Annotated in this window: 6 protein-coding genes and 6 pseudogenes; 10 read left to right on the top strand and 2 right to left on the bottom strand. The window is 71.0% G+C overall.

Annotated features, from left to right (window positions below):
• Positions 1–189: 189 nt before the first annotated feature.
• Positions 190–5083 (bottom strand): annotated as a pseudogene (locus VS93_RS23450) (DEAD/DEAH box helicase).
• Between the two features lie 146 nt (positions 5084–5229).
• Between VS93_RS23450 and VS93_RS28630 the strand changes: the two are divergent.
• From VS93_RS28630 to rny, 6 genes and pseudogenes are all read left to right on the top strand, one after another.
• Positions 5230–5423: pseudogene (locus VS93_RS28630) on the top strand (DUF3046 domain-containing protein).
• A 260-nt stretch (positions 5424–5683) separates the two neighbouring features.
• Positions 5684–6295: pseudogene (recA, locus tag VS93_RS33580) on the top strand (recombinase RecA); the annotation flags it as partial.
• Positions 6287–7360, top strand: a pseudogene (locus tag VS93_RS33575) (intein-containing recombinase RecA); the annotation flags it as partial. The pseudogenes recA and VS93_RS33575, both read left to right, overlap by 9 nt.
• Positions 7361–7369: 9 nt before the next feature.
• Positions 7370–7933: pseudogene (locus VS93_RS33570) on the top strand (recombinase RecA); the annotation flags it as partial.
• Positions 7926–8495 carry a regulatory protein RecX gene (locus VS93_RS23440; protein ID WP_046472041.1) on the top strand — a complete coding sequence of 190 codons (570 nt, stop codon included), beginning with the start codon at positions 7926–7928 and terminating at the stop codon, positions 8493–8495. The pseudogene VS93_RS33570 and the gene VS93_RS23440, both read left to right, overlap by 8 nt.
• A 355-nt stretch (positions 8496–8850) precedes the next feature.
• Entirely contained in the window at positions 8851–10380 is a 1530-nt protein-coding gene (rny, locus tag VS93_RS23435; RefSeq protein WP_046472040.1) for a ribonuclease Y, read from the top strand.
• Between the two features lie 123 nt (positions 10381–10503).
• On the opposite strand, the gene VS93_RS23430 is transcribed toward rny, so the two are convergent.
• Positions 10504–12585: a S9 family peptidase gene (locus VS93_RS23430; protein WP_082127142.1), complete on the bottom strand. Its 2082-nt coding sequence runs from the start codon at positions 12583–12585 to the stop codon at positions 10504–10506.
• 427 nt (positions 12586–13012) lie between these two features.
• Here VS93_RS23430 and VS93_RS23425 point away from each other — a divergent pair, with 427 nt between their 5' ends.
• The 4 genes and pseudogenes from VS93_RS23425 to miaB all read left to right on the top strand — a co-directional run.
• Complete coding sequence (locus tag VS93_RS23425; protein WP_173434359.1) at positions 13013–13990, top strand: TAXI family TRAP transporter solute-binding subunit; 978 nt, start codon at positions 13013–13015, stop codon at positions 13988–13990.
• A gap of 83 nt (positions 13991–14073) precedes the next feature.
• The gene (locus VS93_RS23420; RefSeq protein ID WP_236700697.1) at positions 14074–14574 is read left to right on the top strand and encodes a DUF1850 domain-containing protein; all 501 of its coding nucleotides are present in this window, start codon (positions 14074–14076) and stop codon (positions 14572–14574) included.
• Between the two features lie 13 nt (positions 14575–14587).
• Positions 14588–17029 carry a TRAP transporter permease gene (locus VS93_RS23415; RefSeq protein ID WP_046472039.1) on the top strand — a complete coding sequence of 814 codons (2442 nt, stop codon included), beginning with the start codon at positions 14588–14590 and terminating at the stop codon, positions 17027–17029.
• A gap of 115 nt (positions 17030–17144) precedes the next feature.
• Positions 17145–18547: pseudogene (gene miaB, locus VS93_RS23410) on the top strand (tRNA (N6-isopentenyl adenosine(37)-C2)-methylthiotransferase MiaB); the annotation flags it as partial.

Genomic DNA, 18547 nt, shown 5'->3' with positions numbered 1-18547 from the left:
GGCGGCGAGGAGCCGCCCACGCAGGCGGTCCCCGGCCCACCACCGGACGACGCGCCACGACCGGACCGTCGGCCCCCGCCACCGGAGCCGGAGGATCGGTAGGAACCTCATCGCGATCGCTCGCCGGACCCCGAGCGGCAGGGACCGGCCCGCAGCGGTGGTGGCGATCGGCCGGCGCCGCAGGAACCGCTAGGAACGCAGACGCAGGCCCTTCGGCGTCGAATGGAAACCGGCCGAGGCCAGGGCCCCCTCCAGGACGGTGCCGAACACCGGCTCGCCATCGGCGCGTTCCACCGTCAAGGCCGCCAGGCGGCCGGCGCGGACCATCCCGGCCAGGGCGGCCGCCGCACGGGCCAGCGACTCGGTCGGCGAACCGAAGGTCAGCGCCGTCCGCCCGCCTCGTTCGAGATAGAGCACGAGGTCCCCGCCGTCGATCACCACCAGCGCACCGGCCTTGCGGCCGGGCCGCGCCCCCGATTCGGAAGTACGCGGCCAGGGGAGCGCCGCACCGTAGACGTTCGCGGGGTCGGCGGCCGCCAGCACCAACGGAGCACCCCGTCCGGCCCCCGCGGTCGGCGCCGCCCCCAGTGAGCGCAACCGGTCGACCGCCCCGGGCAGGGCGAACTGCGCGGCCCCAAGACCGTCGACGAAGTAACCGCGCCGCGCCTTGCCCGCCTCCTCGAAACCCCGCAGAACCGGGTAGAGCGCGCTGAACCCGCCCGGGACGCGGGGCGAGGACACCTCGCGGCGACCCCCATTCCACCCCGTGCCCCCGCGCGTTTCCTCGCCCCGCCCCACTGCCGCGAGAACAGGCGCTTGGCGGTTCGGCGCCGGCGGCTTCGCTCGCTCGTCGGCGCGCCGCTCCGCCACCACCGAACCGCGCGTCACCACCCCATAGCGGTCCAGCAGTGCGGCGGCGTTCGCGTGCCACCGCAGCGTCGGATCGGCCTCGCGTTCGGGCAGCACCCACCAGCGGCCCGCGACCGTGGGCGGCCCGGTCCGGGTCGGCATCACCGGGCGGCGCGAACGAGACCGGTGCGTGGTGCCGCCCGCCCCGAGCAGCGAACGCAACGGAGCGAGCGTGTCATTGGCGACCCACCCCGCCCAGGCCAGATCCCACAGTGCCGACACCAGGCCGGCGTCGGAGGCCGCCGCGGCCCCCTCCCCCCGGACCACCCGGTCGGCGATGTCCCGGAAGAACAGGGCCCCGCCCTCCCGCAGCGCGGCGAGCACCGCCTCGTGCACGGGGGAGAGCTCCACCTCCGCCCGCTCCGGCAACAGCACCCCGGCCTCGTCCGCCGGGACCAGGCACACCCAGCCGTCGTTCCCGGCCATCGGGCCCGCCCCCGCCCAGAGCACCTCCCCGGCCAGGGTGAGTTCGTCGAGCAGGACCGGAGAGTAGCCGGGCACCCGGGCCGGAAGCACCAGCGACTCCAGCGCCGACGCCGGTACCGGGGCGCCGCGGAGCGACTCCACGGCCGTGAACACCGCGTCCGGCCCCCGCAGCCCCCCACCGGATCCCGGGTCGGCCGGGTCCGGGGCGGCGACATGCTGCCAGGCCGGGACGAACCTGGCAAGCGCCCGCGGGGGAACCGGCTCCACCTCCCGCCGCAGCCTGCTGATCGACCGTCGGCGCAGCCGGCGCAGCACCTCGGCATCGCACCATTCGGTCTTCCCCGCCCGCGGTGCTGTCCCGCCCCGCCCCGCGGTCTCCACGGGCCGGAACTCCCCTTCGACCACCCGGCCGCTGCCGGCCAGGGCGCGCAGCGCGCCGGCCGCAACGGCCCGGCCCAACCCGAGCCGGGCCGCGACGTCGTCGGCCGTGAACGGCCCGTGGGTGCGGGCGTAGCGCGAGACCAGATCGCCGAGTGGGTCGGCGACCGGGGAGGCGAACGCCGCCGCTGTCCCCGCAAAGGTCCTCCCGGCGAACACGTCGGGCGCAGCGAGGTCCTCCCGGACATCCGGCCCCTGCGACAGCCACGCGGGCAGCCCGGTGCCAAGGGCGTCGCGCAACCGGGCGGCGTCCTCGACCGCGGCCCAGCGCTCCTCCCCGGCGATCCGCACGGTGATCGCCCGCCGCCGGGCCTCCAGTTCGGCGAGCCACTCCGGCTCCACCCCGCGTACCCGCGCCTCCTCGGTGCTGAGCGCCCCCAACTCCCGCAGCAGGTCGGCGGTCTCCTCGATGCCATCGCCGGCGCCCACCCTGCGCTCCGGCGCGAGGCGCTGCAGCCACGCGTCGAGCTCGGCGACGACATCGGGGTCGGAGAAGCTCCCGCAGGTCGGCCTGCCCGAGCAGTTCGGAGAGCAGCGCCGAGTCCAGTGTCAGCGCCTGCGCCTTCAGCTCCGCCAGCGGCGCGTCGCCCTCGTACAGGAACGCCGCCGTGTACCCGAGCAGCAGCGACTGGGCGAACGGCGAGGCGCGCGGCGTCTCCACCTCCACCATTCGGACCCGGCGGGCGCTGACGTCCCGCATCAGCTCCGCCAGCCCCGCCACGTCGAACACGTCGCGCAGGCACTCCCGGACCGCCTCCAGCACGATCGGGAAGGAGCCGTACCCGCCGGCCACCGCGAGCAGCCGCGCCGAGCGCTGCCGCTGCTGCCACAACGGCATACGGTGGCCGGGCCGTCGGCGGGGCAGGAGCAGCGCCCGCCCCGCGCACTCCCGGAAGCGCGCCGCGAACAGCGCAGACCCGCCGATCTCGGAGGCGACCACGTCCTCGACCTCCTCCGGGAGCAACGTGATCAGCTCCGCCAGAACACCCGAATGGGGACCGCCCGCGCCCCGGTCGTCCACGTCGGGCAACCGCAGAACGATGCCGTCATCACCGTGCACCACCTGCGCGTCCAGCCCGTAGCGTTCGCGCAGCCGCGCGCCGATGGCCAGCGCCCACGGGGCGTGCACCCGGGCCCCCAGCGGCGAGTGCACCACGGCCCGCCAGTCGCCCAGCTCGTCGCGGAACCGCTCCACCACGATCGTGCGGTCGTCGGGAACCACCCCCGTGGCCTCCCGCTGCTCCTCCAGGTAACCGACCAGGTTCGACGCCGCCCAGTCGTCGAGCCCTCCCGCGCGGGCCCGCTCCCGCGCCGCGGAGGCCTCCACCCGGGTGAGCTCCCGCGCCAGCGCGCCGATCGCCCGGCCCAGCTCCATGGGACGCCCCAGCGTGTCCGCCTTCCAGAACGGGAGGCGGCCCGGGCGGCCCGGCGCGGGCGAGACCAGCACCCGGTCGGCCGTGATCTCCTCGATCCGCCACGAACTCGCGCCGAGAACGAACACGTCGCCCACCCGGGACTCGTACACCATCTCCTCGTCGAGCTCCCCGACACGCGTGGGCGCCCCGCCCCTGGCCGCACCGGAAAGGTGCACCGCGTACGTCCCCCGGTCGGGAATCGTCCCGCCGCTGGTCACCGCGAGCCGCTGCGCCCCCGGCCGGCCGCGGACGGTCCCGGCCTCCCGGTCCCACACCAGCCGCGGGCGCAGCTCGGCGAACTCGTCCGAGGGGTACCGCCCGGACAGCATGTCCAGCACACCCGACAGGGCCGAATCGGGCAGCGAAGCGAACGGCGCCGCCCGCCGGACCAGCGCGCCGATGCCGTCCACCGGCCACTCCTCGACGGCCGCCATGGCCACGATCTGCTGCGCCAGCACGTCCAGCGGGTTGCGCGGCATGCGCAGCTCCTCGATGGCCCCCGCCCGCATCCGCTCCGCGACAACGGTCGCCGCCAGCAGGTCACCGCGGAACTTCGGGAACAGGACACCCCGGGAGACCTCATCGACCCGGTGTCCCGCCCGGCCCACGCGCTGCAGGCCGCCGGCCACCGACGGCGGCGACTCGACCTGCACCACCAGGTCGACCGCGCCCATGTCGATCCCCAGCTCCAGACTGGACGTGGCGACCACGCAGGGCAGCCGCCCCTCCTTGAGCTCCGTCTCGATCAGGGCGCGCTCGCTCTTGGACACCGAGCCGTGGTGGGCCCGCGCCACAACTCTCCCCGCCCCACTGCTCTGCCCCGACTGGCCCATCACCTCGGCCGGGACAGGCCCCGCCGGAGCACCTGCACCGCCCCGCTCCGCTCGCCCACCACCGCGCCGGGCGCCGGCGAGCTCGTTCAACCGCGCGCACAGCCGTTCGGCCACCCGGCGGGAGTTGCAGAACACGATCGACGAGCGGTGCGACTCCACCAGGTCGAGGACCCTCTCCTCAACATGCGGCCAGATCGACGCGCGTCCCTTGGCCGCGGCGTCGTCGGACCGCGACGGGGCGACGCCGGCCTCCAGCTCCGTCATGTCCTCCACGGGGACGGCGATGCGCAGCTCCAGGTTCGGCGCGTGCGGCGGCGCCACAATGGCGGCCGGCTCCGGCCGCACCCCCTCACCCCCGGCCACGTGCCCGGCACCCCCCAGGAAGGAGGCGACCTCCTCGGCGGGGCGCACCGTCGCCGACAGGCCGATGCGCTGCGCCGGCCGCTCCAGGAGCGCGTCAAGGCGCTCCAGGCTCAGCGCCAGGTGGGCTCCCCGCTTCGTCCCGGCCAGTGCGTGCACCTCGTCCACGATCACCGTCTCCACACCGGCGAGCCCGGCGCGCGCCTGCGACGTCAGCACCAGGAACAGCGACTCGGGCGTGGTGATCAGGATGTCCGGCGGCGCGGAGGCGAGTGCGCGGCGCCGGCGGGCCGGCGTGTCCCCGGTCCGGAGGCCCACGGTGATCTCGGGAACGGGCGCCCCGCGCTCCCGCGCGGCACCGCGGATGCCCGACAACGGGGCGCGCAGGTTCCGTTCGATGTCGGCGGCGAGGGCCTTCAACGGGGAGACGTACAGCACCCGGCAGCGCCGCGTTCTGTCCTCCGGGACGGGCGTGCGCGCCAGCCGGTCCAGCCCCCACAGGAAGGCCGCGAGCGTCTTCCCCGACCCGGTGGGCGCGACCACCAGGGTGTTCTCGCCTTCGGCGATCGCGTCCCACGCCCGGGTCTGCGCCGGCGTCGCCCCGGAGGGGAACGCCCCGCCGAACCAGGCCCGCGTCGCGGGAGAGAAGCGGTCCAGTCCCCAGCCCGGCACCGCGGACCCCTGGTCGTTCGCAGAGTCCATACTCCCAGTCTGCAACGGGGGAGCGACAATTCCCGGGGCGGGCGGACCGGCCGCGGGAGGCGGCGGCGTCGGCCACCGCGGCCGGTCCGCCCCGGACGCGGAGGCCGAGGTGACACCGACCGGGCGGGCGCCGATACTGGTAGGCGATGAGACTTTCCTACTTCTGGGCCTGTATGCACGAGCACTTCGGTGAGGCCTACGCCGAGAGCCTGGCGCGGGACTACGTGATCGACGCCCTCGCTCGCGCACGGTCCAGCAGGCGCTCGCCGACGGCATCGGAGCCAAGGAGGTGTGGCGCGCGGTCTGCGACACGTTCGGCCTGCCCGCCACGGCGCGCTGAGCCGGCAGGGGCGGCCGGCTCCGAAGAATCCGCTCGACCGTCCCGGAAATCGAACAGAGGTTCGGGTATCCTGGTGGTGTGTCCGAGGCCGGGGAGCGGCGCGAGACACGCGGCGTCCATCGGGCGCCCGTCGGCCCGGACGGCGGCGGCCGCGCGGCGGCCGTCCACAGGGTGGCGAAAGCCGTCGTGAACTGTCGTAGCGACCGCGTAGCGTCACTCCCGAGATGAAGAAGAAAACACCGACCCAACAGGGGTTTCCCGTGGCAGCTGCTGACCGAGAGAAGGCTCTCGAAACCGCGCTCGCGCAGATCGAGCGCCAGTTCGGCAAGGGCTCCGTCATGCGCCTCGGCGATGACGACCGCCCGCCGATCGAGTCCATCCCGTCCGGGTCGATCGCCCTCGACGTCGCGCTGGGAATCGGCGGAATTCCCCGTGGGCGGGTCGTGGAGGTCTACGGTCCGGAGAGCAGCGGGAAGACGACCGTCGCTCTGCACGCGGTCGCCAACGCCCAGAAACTCGGCGGGATCGCGGCGTTCATCGACGCCGAGCACGCGCTCGACCCCGAATACGCCAAGAAGATCGGCGTGAACACCGACGACCTGCTGCTGTCCCAGCCGGACACCGGCGAGCAGGCGCTGGAGATCGCGGACATGCTGATCCGCTCCGGCGCGGTTTCGGTCCTGGTCGTCGACTCCGTCGCTGCGCTCGTCCCGCGCGCCGAGATCGAGGGGGAGATGGGCGACAGCCACGTGGGTCTCCAAGCCCGGCTGATGTCCCAGGCCCTGCGGAAGATCGCGGGCGCGCTGCACCAGACCGGAACCACCGCCATCTTCATCAACCAACTCCGCGAGAAAGTCGGCGTAATGTTCGGGTGTATGAATTATAATACTCGGGTTACGCTCGCCGACGGTTCCCAGGAGAAAATCGGGAAGATCGTCAATCAGAAAATGGACGTCGAGGTCTTGTCCTATGATCCGGACCAGGACGAGGTCGTTCCTCGGCGTATCGTCAACTGGTTCGACAATGGAAAGACCGACCACTTCCTGCAGTTCACCGTCGCCAAGTCGGCAAAGAATGGCAAGGCCCAGTTCGGGGCGACGCCCAACCATCTGATCCGGACCCCCGGCGGCTGGCGAGAGGCGGGCGAACTTCTTCCGGGAGATCGCCTCCTCACCGCCGAGACGCACTATTTGAGCGAACAGCAGCGCCAGGTCATCTACGGGTCGGTGATGGGAGACGGGAACCTCTCTCCCAACCAGCGCGGGCGCACCGGTGTGCGGTTCCGGATGGGACACGGGGCCGGACAGGCTGACTACCTGGACTGGAAGATCTCCCTCCTGGGCAACATCGGCCACAGTCGCACGACCAACGCCAAGGGCGCGGTCTTCGCTGACTTCGCCCCATTGCCCGAGCTCCACGAACTGCATGAAGTGGTCTATTTCGGGGACGGAAAAAAGCACCTCACGTGGGAGTTCCTGAAGTCGCTGACTCCGCTCGCCCTGGCGGTCTGGTACATGGACGACGGCTGCTTCACCGTGCGCTCCAAGGGTGTCCAGGAACGGACTGCGGGCGGAAGCGGCCGGATCGAGATCTGCGTCGAGGCGATGAGCCCGGGATCCCGGCAGCGGCTGATCGAACACCTGCGCGATACCTACGGCCTTGAGGCCAAGCTGGTCCAGTGCGGCAGTGCCAAGAAGGAATTCATCCAGTTCAGTACCGACGCCTCCGCGAAATTCCAACGGATCGTTGCTCCTTGTGTCCATGAGTCGATGAATTACAAGCTGCTTCCGCGTTTCCGGAACCGGTGCTGCGTGCAGCCGGAATTCACCGACCCCGTGGAGCGCCTGATGGCCTCGCCGATCCTCGACATCCACACCAAGCCGGAGACACGGGGCATGCACCGCTTCGACATCGAGGTCGAGGGCAACCACAACTACTTCGTCGACGGCGTCATGGTGCACAACAGCCCGGAGACCACTACTGGTGGGCGGGCGTTGAAGTTCTATTCCTCGGTTCGGCTGGACGTCCGCCGGATCGAGACGCTGAAGGACGGAACCGACGCCGTGGGCAACCGCACCCGGGTGAAGGTCGTGAAGAACAAGACCGCCCCGCCCTTCAAGCAGGCGGAGTTCGACATCCTGTACGGCGTCGGGATCTCCCGCGAAGGCGGGCTGATCGACCTCGGCGTGGAGCAGGGCGTCGTGCGCAAGTCGGGTGCCTGGTACACCTACGAGGGAACCCAGCTCGGCCAGGGCAAGGAGAACGCCCGGAACTTCCTGCGCGACAACGCCGACATGGCCAACGAGGTCGAGAAGAAGATCAAGGAGAAGCTGGGGGTACCCAACCGAGGGGATGACTCCGCGGAGTCCGCTCCGGCCGACACCAAGGCCACCAAGGACACGGAGGGCAAGGAGGGCAAGGAGACCGCGGCGGCCGCCAAGGAGACCGGCGCGGCTACGGCCGCCAAGCGGGCCACCAAGAGCAAGACCACCCCATCGACGGATGCCTGAGCCACGCCACCGGCGAGACGACGCACAGCAGGCCCCTCCGGCCGGGGCGGGGCGGCCGGAGGAAGATCCCGTGGCCGGGGCGCGCGCCATCTGCCTGCGGATGCTCGCCTCGGGGCCGCGTACCAGGGTGCAACTGGCGCACGCACTGGAGAGGCGCGGCATTGACGAGGACGTCGCGGAATCCGTGCTGGGGCGCTTCAGCGAGGCGGGGCTCATCGACGACACCGCCTTCGCGGAGGCCTGGGTCGACTCCCGGCACGCGGGGCGGAGCCTCGGCCGCGAGCGGCTGGCGGCCGAGCTGCGCCAGCGGGGGGTCGACGAGGGAACGGTCCGCGGTGCCGTCGGCGATCTCAGTCCGGAGCAGGAAGAGGCCACCGCCCGGAGCCTGGTGCGGCGCAAGCTCGACTCCACGCGCGGTAAGGCCGACGAGGCGCGGGTGCGCCGGGTCATGGGCCTGTTGGCGCGCAAGGGGTATTCGGCGAAGCTGGCCTACCGGCTGGTCCGCGAGGAACTGGAGGCCGAAGGCTCCGCCGTCGAGCTCCCGGACTCCGATCTCGAGTAGCCCGGGGCGATCGTGATCGTTCGGTGATCAGCTACCGAACGGCCCGACGTCTTTCCAGGTGAAAGCCGTATTCAGATGCTGTTACCCGCGGGTTCGCCGATGCTTGGTGCGTCTGTCGTGGTTGCTCCCGCAGGCCGACGGGCCCTAATCTCGCGGCAGCGGCGAATTGGCGTCGTGCGCTGCTGATAGCCCCGGCTATGGCGTGTGACGTGCGTATCGTTGTGTACCGGCCGCGTTCGCCGTGCCGGCGTGATCCGAGGTCAGGGTCGCCGGTTCCCGGAGTGGTGGCCGTTGGCACCGGTCGTGCAGCGGGCCCGGGGCGGTCATCGGCCGGCGGGCACGGTTGGGGAGGGCCATGGACGGGACGACCGGCCTGCTGATCACGGGACTCGTGGCCCTCACAGTGACCGTAGCCGCCGTTCTGATCCTGGGAAGAGCGCTGATATCGGCTCGTGAGCGGCGTTTCAACGCCGTCCAGGAGGAATTGTCCAAGGCGCGCGCGCAGGCCGAGCGGATCCGTTCGGAGGCCGAAACGGCCGCTGAGCAGAAGATCCGGACGGCTCAAGGTGATCTCGCGGAGCAGCGGGCGGAGCTGGAGCGGCGGCAGGCGCGGCTGGACGAGCGCGAGCAGCGGCTCGACGCCGAGTTGCACCGCCTGTCCGAGGCCGGTCAGCGGGTCGACGAACGGGGGGCGCGGCTGGACGAGCGCGAGCACCGGCTGGGCCGCCTGGAGGAGGAGCGCCGTTCGATCCTGGAGGCCGCGGCGGCGCTCACCGCGGAGGAGGCCAAGGCCGAGCTGGTGGAGGCGGTCGAGGCGCAGGCCAAGCGCGAGGCGGCGCTGATCGTCCGCGACATCGAGAAGGACGCGCGCAAGAGCGGCGAGGCCCGGGCGCGCAGGATCATCACGCTGGCTATTCAGCGGTTGGCCACCGAGCAGACGACGGAGTCGGTGGTCTCGGTGGTCCATCTTCCCGGCGATGACATGAAGGGCCGCATCATCGGCCGCGAGGGGCGCAACATCCGCACCTTCGAGACGGTCACCGGGGTCAACCTGATCATCGACGACACGCCCGAGGCGGTACTGCTGTCGTGTTTCGATCCGGTCCGCCGGGAGGTGGGGCGTCTCACTCTGGAGAAGCTGGTGCTTGACGGGCGCATCCACCCGCACCGCATCGAGGAGGTCTACGAGGCCAGCCGGACCGAGGTGACCCAGTTGTGCGTGCGGGCCGGTGAGGACGCACTGGTCGACGTGGGGCTCACCGATATGCATCCCGAGTTGGTGACGCTGCTGGGCCAGCTGCGCTACCGCACCTCCTACGGGCAGAACGTGCTGAAGCACCTGATCGAGTGCGCGCACCTGGCCGGGATGATGGCCGCGGAACTGGGCCTGGACCCCGGCCAGTTGAGGCGCTGCGCTCTGTTGCACGACATCGGCAAGGCACTCACCCATGAGGTCGAGGGCAGCCACGCGCTCATCGGGGCTGAGATCGCCCGCCGGTACGGCGAGTCCGAGGACGTGGTGCACGCCATCGAGGCGCACCACAACGAGGTCGAGGTGCGCACGGTCGAGGCGGTGCTGGTGCAGGCCGCCGACGCGATCAGCGGTGGCCGTCCGGGAGCGCGCCGGGAGTCCCTGGAGGCCTATGTCGAGCGGTTGCAGCGGATGGAGGAGATCGCCCGCGCGAACGAGGGCGTGGAGAAGGTGTTCGCCATGCAGGCGGGCCGGGAGATACGGATCATGGTCAAGCCGGAGGCCGTGGACGATGTGCAGGCCCAGGTGATCGCGCGCGACGTCGCCAAGAGGGTGGAGGAGGAGCTCACCTACCCGGGGCAGATCCGGGTGACGGTCGTCCGCGAGTCGCGGGCCTCCGAGACCGCGCGCTGAGCTTCCCGGAGTCGCCGAGGGGCTCTGCGGGCGGCCCGGCGGCGTGCTTGGGCCTGCGGGACCGGCTTCTCCGCTGCTGCGCGCGGGCGCGCCGTGCCCGCCGATCGGGCGGGCCCGGCGGGTCTAGGATCTCTCGGCCGCTGGTCTCTCCTCCGGTTTCTCCTCTGTTCCGGTTTCGGTCGGCTCCTCGTCCGTGTCCGTTCCGGTGTCCGCCTCCGGTATCGCCTCGTTCCCCTGGTGTCCGGTTACCAGCGTGATACCGGGCACGTCGAGTGGGGTGAATCCGAGGATCTCCCCGTAGAAGGCGAGTTCGGCCTCCAGCGCGCGCTGCCGGGACTCGGCCGTCCGGAAGCCGTGCGCCTCGCCGCCGAACTCGATGTGGGCGTGCCGGATGCCGCGTTCGCCCAGTTCCTTGGCGAACTCGGTGGCCTGCGCGGGCGGCACTACGGTGTCCTCCGATCCCTGCAGGAGTAGTGCCGGGGCCCGCACCTCACCGGCCCGGTTGATCGGGGACCGTTCGCGGTAGGTGGCGGCGTAGCCGGGGAGCGGTCCGATCAGGGAGTCCAGGAAGCGCGACTCGAAGTCGTGGGTTTCGGCGGCCAGCCGCAGCAGGTCGGTGACCCCGTAGGCCGAGACTCCGCAGGCGAACGTGGTTCCGGTGAGTGCGAGCAGTGTGGTGAGTCCTCCGGCGCTTCCACCGCGGATCGCGAGCCGTTCCGGGTCGGCGCTCCCTTCGTCGACCAGGGCTTGGGCGGCGGCGGTGGCGTCCTCGACGTCGATGATGCCCCATTGGCCGTGCAGCCGCTCCCGGTAGGCGCGGCCGTAGCCGGTGGAGCCGCCGTAGTTGACGTCGATGATGCCGATTCCGCGGCTGGTGAAGTAGGCCTTGGCCAGGTCCAGCCGCGAGGAGGCGTGTGCGATGGGGCCGCCGTGCACCCACACGACGTAGGGCGCGGGGCCGTCCCCGGTGGCGGTGGGGTTGGTGGGCGGGTAGACGTTGGCGTGGATCGTGCCGCCGTAGCGTCCGTCCAGTGACGCGTGCCGCGGCGCCGGCAGGTATTCGGGGTCGGGCGGCTCGTCCAGGGAGCCGCGCAGTGTTTCGGGGTGCAGAGTGTCGGGGGCGAGCCGGACCAGGCTCTGCGGGGTGCCGGGGGCGGAGGCCAGCCCCACGACCGTCGTGCCGTCGGTCGCGAGTGTCTCCCAGGAGGTCAGGGCGGTGTCGAGCGGTTCGAGTTCGGCGGTTTCGGGGTCGTAGACCGATATCCGCAGGTCGGCGTTTCCGTGCAGGACGACGAGGCGGCCGTCGTCGAGCCGGCAGTAGGGGGCCGCGCCGAGTTCCCCGGGGCCGCCGGTGAACTCCTCTTCGGCGGGGTAGAGCGGAAGGGCCTGGCCGGTGAGCCCGATCTCGTAGAGGTTCCACCAGCCGGACCAGTCGGTGATGAAGTACAGCGCTTCGTTGTCGCGCCACACCGGGGCGAGGGCGGATTCGTTGACGCCGCCCTTGAGCGTGTAGGTGCCGGTGATCCGGCCGTCCTCGGTGCGGGTTCCGACGCGCAGTTCGGTCCCGTCCCACGGCATGCGCGGGTGGTACCAGGAGATCCAGGCGAGGTGCCGGCCGTCCGGGGAGGGGGTGGGGGAAGCGTAGAAGTCCGCCCCGGTCACGAGTTCCGTGACCGCGCCGGGGGTCTCGGCGGCCTCGCCCGACAGCGGGACCGAGACTATGGCGCGGCGGACGCCGCCTTCGTCGTCGTGGCGCTCCTGGACGCAGATGATCTGCGTGCCGTCGCTGCTGAGCGCGAAGTCCGCGTAGCGCAGGCCTCCGGCCACAGTGGGGGCGGGCGTGAGGGGGCGAGGCGTGTCGGTGTCCAGCAGGTAGAGGCGCTGGTCGGTGAACTCGGCGAAGACGATGCCGTGCTGGGTTGCGGTTTCGCCGTCGCCGCGCGGTACGGGCAGGTAGGACCGACCGCCGTACTCGTGGACGCGGGTGCGGGCGTTCCAGGGTGCGCCGAGGAGTTCGGTGGCGGCCCCGTCGGCGCCCCGGCGCATGACGGTGTTGCGTCCGTTCTCCTCGGGGCGGGATTCCTCCCACCAGATCTCCGCGCCCGCGACGGAGGGGAAGCCCAGCCGTCTTTCTCCGCGGGCCACGTCGCTTGCGGCGATGGGCGAGGGCCATGCGCCGTAGGGGGTCGTCAGGCGATCGTTCATGTCGAAACTTCGCACTCGTGGGGTACTGAGACGATTGAAATAAATGACGAGGACGACCCTAATGGCCGACGGGGCGATCGCACGAGGCCCGAGGGGACCTTGTGATGCGTGTTTCCGAAAGGCGCCCTGTCACGACGGTACCGACTGGGGGTGAGGTCTCCGTGTTCGCCGCCCGGTGCGGGCGCCCCGCGAAGCGGTGTCCCCAGGTCCGGTGAGCGGGCGCGGGGCCGCCGGCCCGTCGCGGAACGCGAATTCCCGGGTAGCGCATCGTTCCCGATTCGTGACGCCGCCGGAACGGCCGTGTATTGGCGGTGGTCCTATAGTCCAGCCAGCATTCAGGGGGAGTGGGCGTTTCGAGGACACCCGTTTGGTCATCCCCTCGGTCGGGGACGGGGACGGCACACATCATCTAGAGAGGATGCCCGGGATGAGGACTGGACCTGCGATTAGACGCCTGCCGTCCGTGTTCGCGGTGGTGGCGGCCGGGGCCGTGGCGCTCGCCGGCTGCAGCGCCGGCGGTACCAACCTGAACATGGCGACCGGGTCCACCGGAGGTACCTACTACCCCCTCGGCGGGGAGATCGCCGAGGTGTGGAGCGACAACATCGAAGGCGTGAACGTGAGCACCCAGGCGAGCGGCGCTTCGGTGGAGAACATGCACCTGCTCGACCAGGACGAGACCGAGCTCGTCATGGCGGTGAACGGTGTCGCGGCGAGCGCCGCGGAGGGGACGTCCGACTTCGAGGAGGAATCGCTCTCGGAGCCGGGGGAGATCCGGGCACTCGGCAACGTCTACCCCGAGGTGATGCAGATCGTCGCGACCGAGGAGTCGGGCATCGAGACCGTCGAGGACCTGGAGGGTCAGCGGGTGGACATTGGCCCCGCGGGCAGCGGCACCGAGGTCGCCGCACGGCAGATCCTCGAGGCCTACGGGATCAGTATCGACGACGTCACGGAGTTCCAGAGCGACTTCGAGGACGCCGCGAGCAATCTGAGCGACGGCCAGGTCGACGCCGCCTTCGCGATCCTCGCGGTGCCGGCCTCCAGCATCGAGCAGGTGGCCACCGGCACCGACGTCAACCTGGTGGAGATCTCCGGCGAGCCGGCCGAGCAGCTCATCGCGGAGGACGAGAGCTACAGCGTGATGGAGATCGAGGGCGGTACCTACCAGGGTGTGGACGAACCGGTCGAGACGCTGACCAACTGGGCGACCCTCTACACCAAGGCCGACCTTGACGAGGAGGTCGCCTACAACCTCACGAAGGAGATGTACGAGGGGGCCGGAAGTATCGGCCACGACGTCGGCGGCGACATCCAGCTGGAGACCGCGCTCGACGGCCTGGGGCCGATCGAGCTGCACCCGGGCGCCGAGCGCTACTACCAGGAAGAGGGCGAACTCGACTGATCATCCAAGGGAACAGCCGCGGGCTCCGGCCCGGCCGGAGACCGCGGCGTCCCCGCCGGACGCTGGTCTGCGCCGCCGTTCTGGTGCTGGTCGCCGCCCTCGCGGGTGACGCGGGGGCGGGGCCGCGCCTGGAGATCATCGACCACTCGGAGCGGAGGCTGCTCCTCACCCGCCATGTCGCCGCCGGCGACCGGTTGCTGCTGGAGCATACGCACTCGGTGACGAAACGCCCGGTCGAGGAGGTCTTCTCGGTCGGCGGCCGGGGCGGGCTCGCCATGGAGGAGCTGCGTTTCGATACGTTCGGCGCGAACCTACCGGCCGGTCCGGAGCGCATCGGGGACGTGACGACGACGTTTGTTCGAGGGGACGGGCACTACCGGGTGCTGCACCACGGCCGCCCGATCGGCACGGTCCGGCTTCGGGTGGGCGGGCCGGAGGTCGGCCACACCGTGACGCTCCCCGGCGGTGAGCGTGTCCGGCTGCTGGACATCGTGCCCAGGGGGACGTTCGTGGAGATCGGGCTCCGTGGCGTGCCGGGGTCCCGGTCCGCGTACGGGCTGCTCCCCCACAAGGCAGGCGGTTGAGGAGGACGACACGATGACGACGGATCCGAAGCCGGTGGCGAAGCTGGAGGACGGCGACCGGGATGAGTGGGAGCGGGACGTCGCCGACCTGGAGAAGCACAGCTTCGCCGACACTCCGGAGTCGGGGACGCGCTTGGATCTGCACGGGCTGTGGCGCCGGGTGGCCTTCGGAGGCGGCCTGGTTCTGGCGCTTTTCCACCTCTACACCGGTTTCTTCGGAACCCTGCCCGGCCTGCAGCAGAGGTCGTTCCACCTCGCGCTGGCCCTGGCCCTGGTGTTCCTGATCTACCCGGCCAAACCGCAGCAGACCAAGCGGCAGCGGCAGTTCGGGTGGGCCCTGGTCGCCGCGGGTGTGGGGCTCCTGGGCTATCTCGCGATCGACGGCGCGGCCGATTTCTACGTCGTGCTGCCCGCGCTTGCCGTGCTGGCTACTGTGCAGGCCGCGCGGTACCTGCCGTGGACCGTGCTGGGCATTCCGCCCGCCGACATCCTGCTCTCACTGCTGGGGGCGGGGTCCGGGCTGTACGTGTTCGTGTTCTACGAGGACATCGTCCGGGCTCCGGGGCTGATCGACCCGGTGCATGTCGCTGTGGGAACCGTCGGGGTGCTGCTCATCCTGGTGGCCGCGCAGCGGACGCTGGGAACCGCGCTGGTGGTCCTGGCGAGCGTGATGCTGGGCTATGCCTACCTGGGGGAGTACTTCTCGGGGTTCCTGCGGCACAGCGGGTACACCATCGACCGGATCATCTCGACGTCGTTCCTGGGTACCGGGGGCGTCTTCGGCACGCCGCTCGGGATCTCGGCGACCTTCATCTTCCTCTTCCTGATCTTCGCCGCGATGCTGCAGCGCACCGGAATGGAACGGTTCTTCACCGATCTGGCGCTGGGCAGCACCGGCTGGGCGACCGGTGGGACGGCCAAGGTCGGCGTCGTGACCAGCGCCTTTTCCGGAACGATCACTGGAAGCTCGGTGGCCAACACCGTCAGCAACGGCGCGTTCACGATCCCGATGATGAAGAAGTCCGGCTACAACCGGGAGTACGCCGGCGCGGTGGAGGCCGCCTCCTCCACCGGCGGCCAGCTCGCACCGCCCATCATGGGCGCCGCGGCGTTCATCATGATCGAGTTCACCGGGGTGCCCTACCTCCAGATCATCAAGGCCGCCGTTGTCCCGGCCGTACTGTTCTTCGTGGCCCAGTTCGTGGTGATCCACTACGATTCCAAGCGGATGGGCATCATGGGGGTGCCCAAGCGGCTGCTGCCCAGTGTCCGCCGCCTGCTGCTGACCCGCGGGTACCTGCTGGCCCCGATCGTGGCCATCTTCGTGCTGCTGTCCATGGGGTACTCGCCCATCCGGGCGGCCATGGGGGCCATCGGGATCACCGTCGGAATCAACCTGCTCGTGCAGTTCCTGGTGCTGCCGGTGCGCACGGTGGACGGCCGGCTGGGGCTGCGCCCGCTGCGCGATATGGCGACAGGCGCGGTGCGGCTGTCGCTGCCGATCATCCTGTCGGCCGGTGCCGCCGCACTGATCGTGGAGGGCGTCACCGCGAGCACCCAGGGACTGGGCCGTTCGAACCAGATCGTCGTCATCGTGCTGGGAATCAGCGTGATCGCGGCGCTGGTCGCCTTCGCCTTCCGCGGCTGGCGGAACTCCGACGAGGACAAGCTCACCCTGAATTCCCTGCTCGACGGCCTGGTCGCGGCGACCCGCATCGCACTGCCGATCATTGTGGCCTGCGCCGCCGCCGGCATGATCGCCGGGGTCATCACGCTGACCGGCCTCGGTCTGAAGCTCAGCGGTGGCCTGGTGGACCTGGCCCAGGGCATGCTCATCCCGACGCTGGTCCTGTCCATGCTGGCCTGCCTGATCCTCGGTATCGGGCTGCCGACCACCGCGAACTATGTGATCACCGCGACGCTGGCGGCGCCGGCGATCATCACGATCCTGCAGGGCGACCTGGAGGCGCCGACGGTGGCGATGCTGCTGATGGCGCACATGTTCGTCTACTACTTCGGGGTCATGGCCGACATCACGCCGCCGGTCTGCCTGGCGGCCTACGCCGCGTCCGGGGTCTCCGGCGGCAACCCGATCATGACCGGTGTGCAGTCGGTGCGCATCGCCGTGTCCGGATTCGTGGTCCCGTTCATGTTCGTGCTCTCCCCGGAACTGCTGCTGCAGGACGTCACCTGGGTGAGCGGCACCCTCGCGGCGGCGACCGGCGTGATCGGGGCCAGTCTCGTCGGGGTCGGTGTGGTCGGCTACATCAACCGCCGGGTGCCCTGGGTCCTGCGGGGTCTTCTCGTCGTCGCCGGGATCGCGCTGCTCTACAGCGGCTGGCTGAGCGACCTGGCGGGTCTGGCCGCGGCCGGCGCGGTCTTCGCCCAGCAGTGGTGGGTGAGCCGCGGTGCGCGGAGTACCGGTGAGGCCGCCCCCGCCTCCGCCGCCACGTGAGACGGTCCGCGCGGGACCCCGTCAGCCCCGCGCGGACCGCCCGGGTCGCAGAAGCATCTAGCCTGGAGGGGTGAGCCAGAGTCGTACCTACCAAGTGCGGACCTACGGCTGCCAGATGAACGTCCACGACTCCGAGCGCCTGTCCGGTCTGCTGGAGGATGCTGGGTACGAGCGCGCAGCCGAGGACGCCACAGCAGATGTCGTCGTTTTCAACACGTGCGCGGTCCGGGAGAACGCGGACAACCGCCTCTACGGCAATCTCGGGCACCTGCGTCCGGTGAAGGACGCCACCCCGGGCATGCAGATCGCCGTCGGCGGATGCCTGGCGCAGAAGGACCGCGGGGAGATCGTGCGTCGCGCGCCGTGGGTGGACGTCGTGTTCGGGACGCACAACATCGGGGCGCTGCCCACGCTGCTGGAGCGGGCCCGGGTGCAGCGCGAGGCCCAGGTGGAGATCGAGGAGTCGCTGGAGACCTTCCCGTCGACCCTGCCCACCCGCCGCGAATCCGCCTACGCCGCGTGGGTCGCGATCTCGGTCGGCTGCAACAACACCTGTACTTTCTGCATCGTCCCCGCGCTGCGCGGCAAGGAGAAGGACCGCCGCCCCGGTGACATCCTGGCCGAGGTGCGCGCCCTGGTGGACGAGGGCGTCACCGAGGTGACGCTGCTCGGGCAGAACGTCAACGCCTACGGTGCGGAGTTCGGCGACCGGGAGGCGTTCTCCAAGCTGCTGCGCGCCTGCGGGGAGATCGAGGGACTGGAGCGGGTCCGCTTCACCTCGCCGCACCCGCGGGACTTCACCGATGACGTGATCGAGGCGATGGCCGAGACCCCCAACGTCATGCCGCAGCTGCACATGCCGCTGCAGTCGGGGTCGAGCCGGGTGCTGAAGGCGATGCGCCGCTCGTACCGCCAGGAGCGCTTCCTCGGCATCGTGGAGAAGGTCCGCGAGGCGATGCCGGAGGCCGCCATCACCACCGACATCATCGTCGGCTTCCCCGGCGAGACCGAGGAGGACTTCCGGGAGACGCTGAAGGTGGTGCGCGAGGCCCGCTTCGCGATGGCCTTCACCTTCCAGTACTCCAAGCGGCCGGGGACCCCGGCGGCCGACATGGACGGCCAGGTGCCCAAGAAGGTCGTGCAGGAGCGATACGAGCGCCTGGTCGAACTGCAGGACGCCATCTCGGCTGAGGAGAACCGGAAACTCGTCGGCCGCGAGGTGGAGGTGCTGGTGGCCGAGGGCGAAGGGCGCAAGGACGGTGTGCACCGTCGGCTCTCCGGCCGCGCGCCCGACAACCGCCTGGTGCACTTCGCCGTCGAGGAGGACTCGGCTCTGCGTCCGGGTGACATGGCCACGGTCGCCATCACCTACGCCGCGCCGCACCACCTCGTCGCCGACTCCGGTGTGCGGGCGGTGCGCCGCACCCGCGCGGGCGACGCCTGGGCCGCCCGGAACGGGGTGGCACCGGAGCCTCGGGCGTGCTGTTGGGCATGCCCAAGATCGGTGTCCCGGCCGCC

The organism is Allosalinactinospora lopnorensis (genome assembly GCF_000981225.1).
GTDB classification, from domain to species: domain Bacteria; phylum Actinomycetota; class Actinomycetes; order Streptosporangiales; family Streptosporangiaceae; genus Allosalinactinospora; species Allosalinactinospora lopnorensis.
This window is presented reverse-complemented; position numbering and strand designations above follow the sequence as displayed.